Source organism: Coleofasciculus sp. E2-BRE-01, from assembly GCF_040221695.1.
Classification (GTDB): domain Bacteria; phylum Cyanobacteriota; class Cyanobacteriia; order Cyanobacteriales; family Coleofasciculaceae; genus Coleofasciculus.
On record NZ_JAVKEA010000189.1, the window covers coordinates 54107 to 66593 of the forward strand.

13 protein-coding genes and 2 pseudogenes are annotated in these 12487 nt (G+C 44.6%); 9 read left to right on the plus strand and 6 right to left on the minus strand.

Going from position 1 to position 12487, the window contains the following annotated elements:
- Positions 1-101 precede the first annotated feature (101 nt).
- Positions 102-1361, minus strand: a complete 1260-nt coding sequence (locus RIG66_RS23335) for an FGGY-family carbohydrate kinase (protein ID WP_446381094.1) — start codon at positions 1359-1361, stop codon at positions 102-104.
- A gap of 324 nt (positions 1362-1685) precedes the next feature.
- On the opposite strand from RIG66_RS23335, the gene RIG66_RS23340 reads away from it, so the two are divergent.
- Entirely contained in the window at positions 1686-2669 is a 984-nt protein-coding gene (locus tag RIG66_RS23340) for a hypothetical protein (protein ID WP_446381095.1), read from the plus strand.
- Positions 2670-2773: 104 nt separating this feature from the next.
- On the opposite strand, the gene RIG66_RS23345 is transcribed toward RIG66_RS23340, so the two are convergent.
- Complete coding sequence (locus RIG66_RS23345; protein WP_446381096.1) at positions 2774-3055, minus strand: hypothetical protein; 282 nt, start codon at positions 3053-3055, stop codon at positions 2774-2776.
- 342 nt (positions 3056-3397) lie between these two features.
- Here RIG66_RS23345 and RIG66_RS23350 point away from each other — a divergent pair, with 342 nt between their 5' ends.
- The 4 genes and pseudogenes from RIG66_RS23350 to RIG66_RS23365 form a co-directional block, all read left to right on the plus strand.
- Complete coding sequence (locus RIG66_RS23350; protein WP_446381097.1) at positions 3398-4555, plus strand: hypothetical protein; 1158 nt, start codon at positions 3398-3400, stop codon at positions 4553-4555.
- Entirely contained in the window at positions 4545-5543 is a 999-nt protein-coding gene (locus RIG66_RS23355) for a pentapeptide repeat-containing protein (RefSeq protein WP_446381098.1), read from the plus strand. Before RIG66_RS23350 ends, RIG66_RS23355 begins: the two co-directional genes overlap by 11 nt.
- A 147-nt stretch (positions 5544-5690) precedes the next feature.
- Positions 5691-6251 carry a Uma2 family endonuclease gene (locus RIG66_RS23360; protein WP_446381099.1) on the plus strand — a complete coding sequence of 187 codons (561 nt, stop codon included), beginning with the start codon at positions 5691-5693 and terminating at the stop codon, positions 6249-6251.
- 66 nt (positions 6252-6317) lie between these two features.
- Positions 6318-6527, plus strand: a pseudogene (locus RIG66_RS23365) (DUF72 domain-containing protein); the annotation flags it as partial.
- A 265-nt stretch (positions 6528-6792) separates the two neighbouring features.
- Here the strand turns inward: RIG66_RS23365 and RIG66_RS23370 are convergent.
- The 3 genes from RIG66_RS23370 to RIG66_RS23380 form a co-directional block, all read right to left on the minus strand.
- Positions 6793-7107: a DUF1816 domain-containing protein gene (locus tag RIG66_RS23370; RefSeq protein WP_446381100.1), complete on the minus strand. Its 315-nt coding sequence runs from the start codon at positions 7105-7107 to the stop codon at positions 6793-6795.
- 297 nt (positions 7108-7404) lie between these two features.
- Positions 7405-7977 carry a ferritin-like domain-containing protein gene (locus RIG66_RS23375; RefSeq protein ID WP_446381101.1) on the minus strand — a complete coding sequence of 191 codons (573 nt, stop codon included), beginning with the start codon at positions 7975-7977 and terminating at the stop codon, positions 7405-7407.
- A gap of 186 nt (positions 7978-8163) precedes the next feature.
- Entirely contained in the window at positions 8164-8670 is a 507-nt protein-coding gene (locus RIG66_RS23380) for a hypothetical protein (RefSeq protein WP_446381102.1), read from the minus strand.
- A 331-nt stretch (positions 8671-9001) separates the two neighbouring features.
- Here RIG66_RS23380 and RIG66_RS23385 point away from each other — a divergent pair, with 331 nt between their 5' ends.
- From RIG66_RS23385 to RIG66_RS23400, 4 genes and pseudogenes are all read left to right on the plus strand, one after another.
- Positions 9002-9664 carry a BON domain-containing protein gene (locus RIG66_RS23385; protein ID WP_446381103.1) on the plus strand — a complete coding sequence of 221 codons (663 nt, stop codon included), beginning with the start codon at positions 9002-9004 and terminating at the stop codon, positions 9662-9664.
- 163 nt (positions 9665-9827) lie between these two features.
- Positions 9828-10004: a hypothetical protein gene (locus RIG66_RS23390; RefSeq protein ID WP_446381133.1), complete on the plus strand. Its 177-nt coding sequence runs from the start codon at positions 9828-9830 to the stop codon at positions 10002-10004.
- Positions 9946-10176 (plus strand): annotated as a pseudogene (locus RIG66_RS23395) (hypothetical protein); the annotation flags it as partial. The gene RIG66_RS23390 and the pseudogene RIG66_RS23395, both read left to right, overlap by 59 nt.
- A 239-nt stretch (positions 10177-10415) precedes the next feature.
- Complete coding sequence (locus RIG66_RS23400; protein ID WP_446381104.1) at positions 10416-11636, plus strand: L-lactate MFS transporter; 1221 nt, start codon at positions 10416-10418, stop codon at positions 11634-11636.
- A gap of 211 nt (positions 11637-11847) precedes the next feature.
- On the opposite strand, the gene RIG66_RS23405 is transcribed toward RIG66_RS23400, so the two are convergent.
- Positions 11848-12297: a response regulator gene (locus tag RIG66_RS23405; RefSeq protein ID WP_446381105.1), complete on the minus strand. Its 450-nt coding sequence runs from the start codon at positions 12295-12297 to the stop codon at positions 11848-11850.
- Between the last annotated feature and the right edge of the window lie 190 nt (positions 12298-12487).

A 12487-nucleotide genomic window follows, 5' to 3' on the forward strand; every position in this document is an offset into this window, starting at 1 on the left:
CTCTTCTGGGTTTTTGTATTCCTTACCGAGAAGCCCCATACCCCACACCCCATACCCCACACCCCATACCCCACACCCCACCTACCTTTGACGCGAGCTTGTCACCCCTTCAGGAATAATGCTGTACCATAAGCTGCTTCTGTGTGTCTGGGGGGTTGAATGGCAACCTGTAGCTGACGTTGGCGAATCGCTGTCCATGTCGTATTTTTAGCACCTCCTCCCGCCGTATAGACACAGGTGAGGGGAGTCGCACCGAGTTGTTGTAATAGTTGATAGCCTCGTGCTTCAATACGGGCAATGCTTTCGAGTAAACCGTGGAGAAATTCGACAGGGTTGGCAGGTTGAGGTTCTAATTTGGGAGACAGGTGAGGATCATTGATGGGAAAGCGATCGCCTCTTTTTAATAATGGATAATACTCTAGGGGACTTTCCTGCTCAGGGTTGATTTGATGGCTAAGTTCTTCAAGTTCTCTGTCGCTGAAAAATTGTCGCAGTACAGCACCTCCAGTATTAGACGCACCGCCGGTTAACCATAAATTACCGAGTCGGTGAGAATAAATTCCGTAACTCGCATCCTCGACACGGGTATGACTCAATAACTTCAAGACTAACGTAGAACCCAGAGAGGTTACCGCTTCACCGGGATGCTTGGCACCACTGGCGAGAAATGCAGCAATACTATCTGTTGTACCCGTACAAACCTGGCAATCTTGGCGTAATCCTAACCGGAAAGCAATCTCTGGAGTGACGTCACCGACTGGCGTTCTTGGAGCTAGGACTTGGGGTAATATTGGTGTGAGTGGGAGTTGTTTCATCCAACTGGGATACTCTAGTTTTTCTGGGTCATATCCCAGCTTTAAGGCATTGTGATAGTCGCTAATTCCGAGCTTACCGTGTAATAAAAAGGCTAACCAGTCGGCTTGATGGAGGAAGTAATAATTTTCCAGAGTGCCTGGTGTATGGTGAATCAACCACAAGAGTTTCGCCAGACTAGAAGTGGCACTGAGAACCACGGAATTAGCTGGAGCAATCTGCTTTAATTGTTCCATCACTTCTATCCCTCGCCCATCATTATAAAGAAGTGGCTCGGTGATTGGAGTACCTTCGCGATCGCATAGCAGTACCGTTGCCGATGTCCCATCAATGGCGATACGAGTAATCTCCTGTCGAATCGATGCCGGAATTTGTTCAATTAGCCGATACAGAGTGGTTTGCCAAATTGCGGTTAATTCAGCCAGGGGAGTCGCCGCAAAGGTATATTGCGCTTCGGCTTGAATTGCACCTGTCGCGTCAATCACAATCGCCCGTGCGCCAGATGTACCGAAATCGATCCCCAGGTAAAGGATTCTGGAGTCTGCCATAAGCCCTTGATAAATACCTCTTAAACTAATACTGACATGATTGAACTGTATCCTTATTGACATTTCAGGTTTAAATGCCGAATAGCTTACAGCGACCAGAATTTATGTCCAGGTACCTAATCAGGACGTTTTGAGTGTTGAATGTTGAATTTGTAGGGGCGGGTTTCACTATTATCGTTTCTTCCCTCACCCGGATACAAATAAACCCGCCCCAACCGCATGAGAGAGTTTTGAGTGTTTAGGGTTGAGCGCGAGAGATTAACGCTCACATCTCCTTGATCAGTGAGCTAGATTGAATTCAGTGTCTGAATCTCGAATAACCTGATGAAGAAACCATTTCTCCTAAGTGCTGCCCTTTTACTGATTACTGGATGGGGAATAACGCCGCCCTCTCCCTCTGTCAATGCTCAAACACCCTTGGTTGAAACCATTCCCGACTCAGCCGAAAGTGCGGCGGAAGCGAAATCAACCATAGTTCTGCTTGATCCAGGCGTTCAACCTCGGCAAATTTTGCGGTTTCAACCCGCCGCCAACACCAAGCAAACCACAGTCCTGACGATGAATATGGACATGACAGGGGCGGTGGATGGTCAGGTTATGCCTGATGTCAATATGCCTGCTATGCAGATGACGATTGAGTCAGAGGTGACTCAGGTTGAGGCGAATGGAGATGCTCATATTAAAGTGACTTACACTGATGTGGATGTAGTCTCGGATACAACCGCTTCGCCGGAACTGATTCAAAACCTGCGATCGCAACTGCAACAACTCCAAGATGTAACCATTGAGTTTGTGATTAATCAGCAGGGAATCACTAAAGATGTGGACGTATCGCTACCGGCGGATATTGATCCCAACCTCCAACAACTTCTACAGCAAATGTTGAGTTCCTTAGAGCAATTATCAGCCGCACCGTTTCCCCAAGCAGCAGTGGGAGTGGGCGCAACCTGGCAAGTTTCTAGCGCTGTACCCGTTTCTGGGTTGCCATTAGATCAGGTTCAAGTCTTATATGAGGTGGAAGATATTAAGGAAGATCAGGTAACGCTGAAAATGAGTATGCAACAGCAATCTCAAGAATCGAGCCAAATGAATCTTCCCGGAACACCTCCCGGTGTGAATTTTAAGATTCAGTCTTTTGCGATGCAAAGCGCGGGAACAATGACCATTGGGTTTGATCAGATCATGCCGCTTCAGGGAATGATGTCTACACTTTCTAACATGGAGTTTCTGGTTACAGAACCGGAAAGTGAGCAAGAAAGGCTGATGCGGATGAGTTCGTCTACACAAATAGAGATGGATTCTGAATAAGCGGTTTTTCGTGAGAGCCTTCCCCGGAAGCAATTACCACAACTCCTAGCAAGATCCCCGATTTCTTCAAGAAGTCGGGGATATGTAGAATAAAATAGGATAGTTTAGTTTTGATAGAATTTACCCTCGATATGATCTAACTTTTCCTCAATTTCAAAATGGTTGAGTTGTTCCCAGGCATCCGCGATCGCCAGAATTTCGCCAATTACGGAATGGGCATTTTGGGAGGGTAAAATATCGGACATTTGCCAAATACCTTGATCGATAACCGTATCCTCCAACATGATAATGTTGTGTTCAAGTTCTCTTCTAGCATCTTGGAGTAATTGACTAAGGCGTTTGGCATTGCGTTTTTTGGCTTTGAGTTGTTGACGAGTAAGTAACATAGTGATTTAGAAGGAGTCGTAATCGACTACTGATAAGGGATTCAACTGCCACTAAAATGGGGTCAGTATTTATGATTTTCTTAGCCTGTGCCAGCCGATCAGGATAATTTCTGGGGAAGCTGGGGGAACCCATGTAGAGACGTAGCATGCTACGTCTCTACATCCGGCAGTCTTGATATCATAGAGTTGGAAATCGGTTTAATCTAAATTATTGACAAAATAAATAATGTGTGTTAATGCATCTAAGCAGGTACATCAGTTCAAGGCATCCTGCTCAAAAACAAAATGCGGCGGATTATTTCTCCATAAAAGCGATAATTTCACAATTCATCATTTAGATTAATGCCAGGGTTATTGAGTTTAGATAGAATTGTCAAAAATTTAGAAACCCACGACAATTCAACGCGGATAAAAAAGTTAATGGTTTATACCTGCCAGAGTCAGTGGGAAAATGAGCCGTCAATTCTGAATCAGTATGCGTTCTCTGATTTAATCCAACAACTTCGCGCCTCCCATTTCAGTCTGGAACAACTTCGTTCAACGCTTTATAGCTTTGCGGAAACCTTAAACCGCCAAGCTGAATACTTAGTCGTGGCGGATACGATTATTCATCAATTAGAACCCCTCTATAGTGAACCGGAAGAGTTAACTCAAGTTGTCTCTGTCAAATCCCCGCCTAAAGCGGCGACTCAACCCCCATGGATTGTCTTAGAAACCGCCAGTGAACTGGCAGAAGATAGTAATATCCTGCGAATCAAAAAACTGATGCTTTATGTCAGTAAAAATCACTGGGAAACCGACTCGCAGATTCTCGAACAATTAAATTTGGCGGATTTAATTCAAGATTTAAGAGAATCTTACCCTAGCATCAAGAAACTCAGTGCAGCACTCAAGCAGCAAGTGCAAACCCTCAACCGACAGGCAGACTATATTGTCGTGGCAAAAACGATTCTCAAGGCGCTGCAAAAACTCTATACTGATGATTCAGAAATTACCAGTGTGAAATCAGCAAAAGTCGCGCGATCGCAGCCGCCAGCACCGCCACCGACAACCTTGCCATCACCGACCAATCGAGGGAACAGAAATACCCAAAAACGGGGAGAAAAAAACGAGCAGAGTGAATTTAATTATCAGCAATTATCAGGTGTTAAAGGTCAAGAAATTGGACAAAATTTAACTCAGGATTCCCCGTCAAACTCATGCTCGTATGACCCTTTTGATTTACGTTTAAATGTAATGAAATATACAACCCCATTGCGGGCAAAGTTATTAATTTTTTCGGTACTCTATCATCCGATTAAGAAAACGCAACATGATTGGTTATTAATGAAAGCCAAGCCCCTAGACGATTTGTTATTTGAATTATTCTCAAATTGTGCCACAGTTGAGGAACTCGAAACCAAGCTTTACCAGACAGCACAAGCCCTTGAGAACACCGATGAAAACACTCAAGCCGCTGGCGCGATCGCACAATCAATGAAACGACTTTATGAACGTTAAGGAACTCCTACAGCGCTATGAAGCGGGAGAAACAAAATTTACTGGCATCAGTCTCAGCGGTGTTAATTTGTTTGGCGCGGACTTAATTGGCATTGTTCTCAATGGTGCTGATTTACATGGCGCGACGCTAATTTTTGCTTACCTGAGTCGCGCTAATTTTCGGAAAGCTAATTTAGTGGGGACGCGGTTAAGTGGCGCAAATTTAAATCAGGCGTGGCTGAGTGGGGTTAATTTAAGTAATGCCGATTTACATGGGGCAAGTTTACAAAGCGCTGACTTAAGAAGCGCAAATTTGACATTAGCTAGTTTGCTCGATGCTAACTTAATGGATGCTGATTTGCGGGGGGCAAATTTAAGTGGGGCGGATTTAACTGGGGCGTGTTTGCGGGGGGCGAATTTGCGAGAAGAGAAGCGGATGTATACCGCCAAGCTGCGGGGCGCCATCTTGCAGAAGGTAGATTTACAAGGGGCAGATTTGCGGGGGGCAGATTTATTGAAAGTGAATTTAAGGGGTGCTAATTTAAGGGAAACGAATTTGCGGGAAGCGGATTTGCGGGGGGCAAATTTGAGTGACGCCAATTTGAGTTCGGCATTTTTGACGGAAGTGAATTTGATGGGGGCGAATTTGCGTGGCGCTATTCTAAAGAATGTCAAATTGGAACGGGCAATTTTAAGTGAGGCAGATTTAACTGGCGTGAATTTACAGGGGGCTGTAATGCCAGATGTCAGGTTAAGTAAAGCCCAAGTGAGTCGGGGAAATCTGAGTTTTGCGCGATTGAATCGGGCAGATTTGAGTCGGACAAATTTACGGGAAGCGAATTTGAGTGAGTCGGATTTAATTGAGGCATATTTGGCAAGAACAAACCTGATGGGGGCTAATTTGAGCAATGCTAATCTGACACGGGCAGAATTGAGTACCACGAATTTAATGGGGGCAAATTTGCAGGGGGCGACAATGCCTGATGGTAGAATTCATGACACAGATTGAATGGCACAGACAGAACACTGAATAGTGAGGGACACAGATTGACACAGACAAGTAAATAATCCCCCCAACAATTCTTACATCTTTATGGTGAAAGGTGCTTTAAGTTAAGATGGAGACAGTACCTTTTTTTAGGTCATCGCGATCGCTATGATAACCACAGAACAAGTTCGCTGGACTGTTGGTGATTTAGAACTCTTTCCAGAAGACGGAAAACGGTATGAAATCATTGATGGAGAACTGATTGTGACGAGAGCGCCTCATTGGAAGCATCAGGAGGTTACCGGAAATGTGTATGCTCAGTTACAGACTTGGTCGCGTCAGACAGGTTTAGGAAGAGCCGCGATCGCTCCGGGTATTATTTTCTCAGCTACCGATAGCGTCATCCCTGATGTAGTTTGGGCAAGTAATCAGCGATTAGAGGAATGCTTAGATGAGTCTGGACACTTAACTGATGCGCCTGAGTTGATTGTTGAGGTGCTATCAAAAGGTAGTAAAGATAGACAACGGGATTTAGAGTTAAAGCTCAAACTTTATTCCACCCAGGGAGTGCAAGACTATTGGATTCTCGATCGCCAGAGACAAGAGATTAAAGTTTATCGGCGCGAACAGGCGATGCTGAAATTAGTAGTAACATTGTTTGCTCAAGATGTACTGACAACTCCGCTTCTACCTGGGTTTAGTTGTCTAGTGGGAGAACTATTTCACTAAACACAATCCCCCAGTCGTCGCAAGTTGAACGATGCTCAAGCAACGGTGTCGAATCTGCTGGAGCGAGTGAATATATTAGGGGAACAATTAGACATAATTCTGTTTCAGTTACCTCCCCGATGGCATTGTAATCCCCAACGACTGCGCGATTGTCTGGCGGCGCTTGATCCAGAGTATCAGTATGCCTTTGAATTCCGCGATCGCACTTGGCATAATTCTCAAGTCTACGGCATCTTAGCCGAACACGGGATAGCGTTTTGTATCTATGACTTAGGCGGTTATCTTTCTCCAAAAGAAGTAACGGCAGATTTCGTCTATTTGCGACTCCATGGACCCCACTTTGGAGTCGGTTTCGTGAACCTGTTTAAACGGCTGATACGGACAGATCGTGCTAATTTCCAACACATGATGACCCTCTGGTGCCATTCCGGGTTCCCTCGATTTCATCGTGGGACAGGAGAGAAAAATCCAGGGCTTCTCAAAGTTATCTTCGATTGGTTAAAAGTCTTTGAAGGAAAATTATTGATTTTCTGGAATCGGACTAAGAAAAGCGTTTTGAATTATAGACAAAATCAAAAATGCCGCATTTGAAATTATTGGCGGGTTCATTTTCTGAAATGGTCAGCAATTGGGGTTGACCTTGCTTTAGTTCAGTTACTCGGATTTGACTGCCTTCCTCTTTTAAATCCTCGATATATCCGGATTGGTGAAGTTTGGCTTGCTTGCCACTGCCAAACGGTCCGAAATAGTAAGTACAGTGGGGGTTATCTGTGACGATTTTCAGCCACCAAGCTAAACCCAAACGCTCTAAGGAAGCAAGAAATGTATTTTGATGTTTTTTCCAAAAACCAGTCATCTTTTTTTGGTAAGTCTGTTACTGGATCTGTAGATACCCTGTTAATCATGGATGGCATTCTTCAAGATTGCCATCTCTACGCTAGAGCTTTTGGGTTTCCAGAGGTTAAGATTATCAATGTTAGTGAGGCAATTTCTTCTATCTAAAGAATGAATATTGAGTTAAGTTAGCTTGTAACGCTGAATACAAAACTATTTGGGAATCAGGAAAAAATCCCGCACCCAGTTGGGGTTCTGGTAGCACGGGATACTTTTTACCTGAAAGTGGCGCGATCGCACGCCCAATAGAACCAATTAATTAGCTGGGTTTATTTCTGGGATCGATAGCCGCTAACAGATCAGCAAGTTCACTGGCGTGATCTTCTTCATCTTCGAGAATGCTTTCGACGATATGACGAGTTGTGGGATCAGCATGACCAAAAAAGCCAACTAACTTGCGATAAACTTCAATCGCAATCCGCTCGGCGACTAAATCTTCTTTGATCAATTGAGTCAACTCAATATTGGCACCCGTGCTACCATACTCCGTAGATGAGCGCTCCATGATTGTCGCCGGATTAAAATCGGGATCACCCCCAAGCTGATCAATCCGCTCGGCGAGCATCATCGTATGTTCTTGTTCTTGCTCGGCGTGTTCAGCAAACTCCGCCGCAACCTGAGGATAATTAATTCCCTTAGCAATAACCTGATGGTGACGGTAGCGCATTACACATAGAATTTCCGTGGCTAGCGCTTCGTTGAGGTACTGGCAAGCTTGTTCGCGATCTAGGGGATAATCTTCAGTAACGGCTCCCTCTTCAATAGATTGACGCGCCTGCTGACGGATCTTATCAATATCATAAAGTTGATTTTTTGTTTGTGTGGCTGTCATACGTGTTCATCCTTCTCATTATCAATTCAGGGATACTCACCGATGCACCAACGATAAGTCGTTGGCTCTCGGCGTTAATTGAGTAACCCAAATCTTTATTACTGAACTTAACTTTAAACAAAGAGCCGAAAATGTGCTTCTGTCGTAGGGGAGAACTATCATTTCTAACTTCCGAACTATTTCGACTTAGGCGGAAGTCGGCTCTTGATACCCCTGAATCGCTTCGGGTTCAAATTGGCGCAGCACACGAGTGGCTTGGCGGATTAAATCCTCCGGTGCTTTTACCGCAATCAAATATTTGCCCGCATTGATGCGATTGCGATACGTCAAAGCGTCACCCCCACCAATGGCTATACCAACGCCACCACCAACAAGAGCGGCCAGCGCTCCAGCAATAGCGCCGATAATTCCAGCAATAATATGATTAATAAGGCTACTCACGCCGGGAAAAATTGCGATACCCGTTAGGAAGATATAACCCGCAATGAATCCAACAGGAATCAACCAATAGGCTAAGCGAATGATTTGTTGAGTCACCTGTTGATTGGGTTCAACTAATCCAAATCCATCTGCGCTTTGATAGCCTTCACCGATGATACTAATCTGAGTTGTTGATAGACCATTTTTAACTAAGGCAGAGGAAGCTGCTTCTGCTTTGGTACGATTGGGCAATACGGCAATCAGATAAGACATAATCCGATAGTTTATGATATCTACAAGTTGAGCAGAATAATAGAGTTAGGGAAGTTTACGATAATCTTAAAGAATAGAACCCGGCAATAACGTCAGTCTTGAGACGGAATACATCTCCAATACCTTTACCTTGATCTGACCCCACCCTAACCCTCCCCTTGGCAAGGGGAGGGAACGTTCCCCCCCTACTTTGAGAATCATATCTACCCCTTTAGAAAGAGGAAAGCCAAGGGGAACAAATACCAAGATGAAGTGGGGGTGTCGGCTATTTCAATATGAGTTAGATTCCGTTAAAACCAAATGGTGATTTGAGGTGATAGGTATGGTTTTCATGACAGACCAAGAACTTGGTACTAGAGTTAAAGATCAAATCCGCTGGGATGGGCGTGTGCCAGCAGCAGATATTGAGATTACGATTGAAGATAGTAAGGCAATCCTGAGAGGCAATGTACCCAGTTACCGCGCCAAAATGGCAGCAGCAGAAGACGCTTGGGTGGTATCGGGAATTCAGAAAGTGGATAACCAACTCCAGGTAAAATATCCACCTGCGGTAACAGTTCCCCCAGATAGCGAAATTGCATCGAGTGTAAACGCCGTCTTAGTTTGGGAACCTGATATTGATTCGGCGAACATAGAAGTCAGTGTTACCTCAGGAGTTGTTACTCTCCGAGGTACTGTGGATGCTTATTGGAAGAAATATCAAGCGGAACAGGATGCTTATGGGATTGCGGGTGTCATCGATGTAATTAATGAACTTGGGGTGGTTCTGACCGATAAACTGCTTGATCAGGTAATCGCTAGAGATATTGAAGCCGCCCTAGCCAGAAATTCTCATGTCAATGTTGAGGATGTCACGGTGGCTGTAGACAATGGCACTGTGATCTTAGGGGGTAATGTTCCCAATTGGGCGGCATGGCGCTCTGCCTATAATGCGGCTATCTATACTACTGGCGTGGTTGATGTCGTCGATCAACTGAATATCTTTTATACCTAGTTACCGATGAGGAATTAGGGAGATGAGGGCGTTAATTCAAAATTCGGTTGGGGCGGGTTTCGCACAGACGTTACCATCAATAACTAACAGAAAATCCCTAAACCCGCCCCTACACACTCAAAAATTAACCAATACTGAAAATAAAACTACTGAGAAGAAAACCATGACTAAAACATCAGCATTAAACGTAGAACAAAAACCTGTCCAAATCCCATCGGGTCGAGTTAACCTGGAAGGCAATTTGAATATGCCTGAAGCGACTCAGGGCGTGGTAATTTTTGCTCATGGGAGCGGTTTTACCGCAGGTGCAAGCGCCGACGCTACTAATTGTGGGTGGTAATGATGCTCCCGTGATTGAGATGAACAAGGAGGCTTTGGCACAGCTAGAGGTTGAAAAGAAATTAGAAATTGTTCCAGGGGCTACCCATTTGTTTGAGGAACCTGGTGCCTTGGAAAATGTGGCAGAACTCGCTTGTGATTGGTTTGAGCGCTATCTAGCTAGGACAAAGTAATAATCGGATAACACGTTTAAGAGAGGGAGCAGGGGAAGCTGAGGGAGCATGTCAGAGAAAGCAGACAATTGTTCAGCTACCTGCTAAGTTGGTTTATTCTTCCAGAAGGCTCTACCTACGTACCTCAACGCAATCGACAAAGGGGATCATAGAGCCGAAAATTAGCTTGATCCAGTTAGCTGATCAGATTCTATTCAGGTGGTATCCTCTTGGATGATCAGCTATGTGTAGGAGATTCTATGGATAACTGGCAATCTGTTCGCGTTTTTGGCTTGCCAGCAGAGAAAGGCAGATGGTTTTTAATCCCCTTAGGCTCGCTTGTTCTACTGTGTTTAGGCACAGTCTATTCTTGGAGTATCTTCCGTAAACCGCTAGAGGACTTATTTGGCATCAGCGCCACTCAAAGTTTATTACCGTTCACAGTTTTATTAGTCCTCTATGCCCTGTTGATGCCCATTACGGGATTCTACATTGATAAGATTGGTGTGAGCAAAATTACCGCGATTGGTGGCGTGGTGACGGGAATTGGTTATCTCCTCTCCAGTTTCGCCACGAATATCATCCTCTTAACGATTACCTATGGGGTAATCGCTGGGGCGGGCGTTGGCATTGCCTATGGTGTTCCCCTAGCCGTTTCCGCTAAATGGTTTCCCGATCGCAAAGGGTTGGCAGTAGGATTGACGGCGATCGGCTTTGGACTTTCTCCCTTGGTGACAGCACCGCTAGCAAAGGGCTTAATTGAGGCGTTTGGGGTTCTTCCTAGCTTTGCAATTCTGGGGATTAGCTTGACGGGAATTATTCTCGTTATCTCAATCACGCTAAAATTACCCCCAGTTGGATGGAAACCCCAAAACTGGACGCCAAAACAGATTGAAACAAGCAAAAATCAGCGACGACAACTCTTGCAATCGCCATCTTTTTATGCGCTCTGGTTTTGCTATACCATTGGTACGTTTGTCGGACTATCGGCGATCGGTATTTCTAGTCCTGTGGCACAGGAAATTATTCAACTCGATGCGACGACTGCCGCGATTACAGTTTCTATCTTTGCTATTTTCAATGGCATCGGGCGTCCTCTATTTGGTTGGTTAACGGATCGCCTACAGCCCAAGGGAGCGGCGATTATTTCCTATGTGTTAATTCTGATCGCTTCGATTTTGATGCTCAGTGCGGGAGAGGGGCAAGCTTTGACCTATCTGGTTGCCTTTTCTCTGTTCTGGCTTTGTTTAGGAGGATGGTTAGCGATCGCACCAACAGCGACGCTGATTTTGTTTCCGCCGGAGGACTATGCTAAGAACTATGGGATTGTCTTCACCGCCTATGGCGCTGGCGCATTATTAGGGACTCTCGCCATCGGTCAACTCCGGGATTTGTTTGGCAGTTATACCTACGCTTTCTATCCCACCGCCATTTTAGCCGTCATCGGCATTATTATCGCCCAATTTAAGCTTCGCGCTTAAGTATTGGACTTTGGACAAAAAAATAAATTTGCGTAATTTATTTGCCAAGGCATTTGGGGCAGAAAAATTAGATGTAGGGGCGGATTTAGGGATAATTGTTTGGGTTTTATGTCCCGATATCATATTTTAATATTAACCTGAAATCCGAGCAAAAAACACCAGATTTCCAACCGCGATCGCACTTTTTTTGTCCAAAGTCCAGTAAATCCGATTAGCCAACATTTGCCAGGGGTTTCCCTTCAAGGGGATAGAGTTCAATTAATTCGCACAGTCTATACTGTTGATAATTTTTCGGCGAACTGAGACGGGCTTTATTAATAGTCCAAACCAGTTGATCGCGAGAAAACGGTTTACTTAAGTGAGCAATAGCCCCCTGTTTCATGCCCCAAATTCGGTCAATTTTATGATTTTTAGCGGAACAGATAACAATGGGAATGTTCTGAGTCTCTGGATGTTTTTTGAGCTGACGACACACCTCAAACCCATTCATTTCCGGCATCATTAAGTCAGTGACAATGACATGGGGTTTATACAAAACTGCCTTATTTAGCGCTTCTTTTGGGTTGGTTAGATTGATGATCGTATGACCGCTATCACGCAGGTAAAGATTCATCAATGCTAACTGGGTGATACTATCCTCAATCAATAAAATCTTACTCATAGGAAGATTAGCCTGAAAGTTTCAATCTGCTGGGACACAATAAAAATAGGAAATTGCTTTTAGATGTCTATGCTACCTACCAGAATACCTTTACTTCCTGTAACAAAAAATCCGTTGATTCGCTGAATCATCCTACGTAGAATGGCTGAGTTTAAGGAAATGAATCAGTATATATGCTTATCGGATTGAT

Bases quoted from the DNA above. Each gene is read 5' to 3' on its own strand.
- RIG66_RS23355 (WP_446381098.1), top strand. From the start codon at position 4,545: ATGAACGTTAAGGAACTCCTACAGCGCTATGAAGCGGGAGAAACAAAA.
- RIG66_RS23400 (WP_446381104.1), top strand. From the start codon at position 10,416: ATGGATAACTGGCAATCTGTTCGCGTTTTTGGCTTGCCAGCAGAGAAA.
- RIG66_RS23370 (WP_446381100.1), bottom strand. From the start codon at position 7,107: ATGACTGGTTTTTGGAAAAAACATCAAAATACATTTCTTGCTTCCTTA.
- RIG66_RS23380 (WP_446381102.1), bottom strand. From the start codon at position 8,670: ATGTCTTATCTGATTGCCGTATTGCCCAATCGTACCAAAGCAGAAGCA.
- RIG66_RS23385 (WP_446381103.1), top strand. From the start codon at position 9,002: ATGACAGACCAAGAACTTGGTACTAGAGTTAAAGATCAAATCCGCTGG.
- RIG66_RS23390 (WP_446381133.1), top strand. From the start codon at position 9,828: ATGACTAAAACATCAGCATTAAACGTAGAACAAAAACCTGTCCAAATC.
- RIG66_RS23345 (WP_446381096.1), bottom strand. From the start codon at position 3,055: ATGTTACTTACTCGTCAACAACTCAAAGCCAAAAAACGCAATGCCAAA.
- RIG66_RS23375 (WP_446381101.1), bottom strand. From the start codon at position 7,977: ATGACAGCCACACAAACAAAAAATCAACTTTATGATATTGATAAGATC.
- RIG66_RS23350 (WP_446381097.1), top strand. From the start codon at position 3,398: ATGCCAGGGTTATTGAGTTTAGATAGAATTGTCAAAAATTTAGAAACC.
- RIG66_RS23405 (WP_446381105.1), bottom strand. From the start codon at position 12,297: ATGAGTAAGATTTTATTGATTGAGGATAGTATCACCCAGTTAGCATTG.
- RIG66_RS23340 (WP_446381095.1), top strand. From the start codon at position 1,686: ATGAAGAAACCATTTCTCCTAAGTGCTGCCCTTTTACTGATTACTGGA.
- RIG66_RS23360 (WP_446381099.1), top strand. From the start codon at position 5,691: ATGATAACCACAGAACAAGTTCGCTGGACTGTTGGTGATTTAGAACTC.
- RIG66_RS23335 (WP_446381094.1), bottom strand. From the start codon at position 1,361: ATGGCAGACTCCAGAATCCTTTACCTGGGGATCGATTTCGGTACATCT.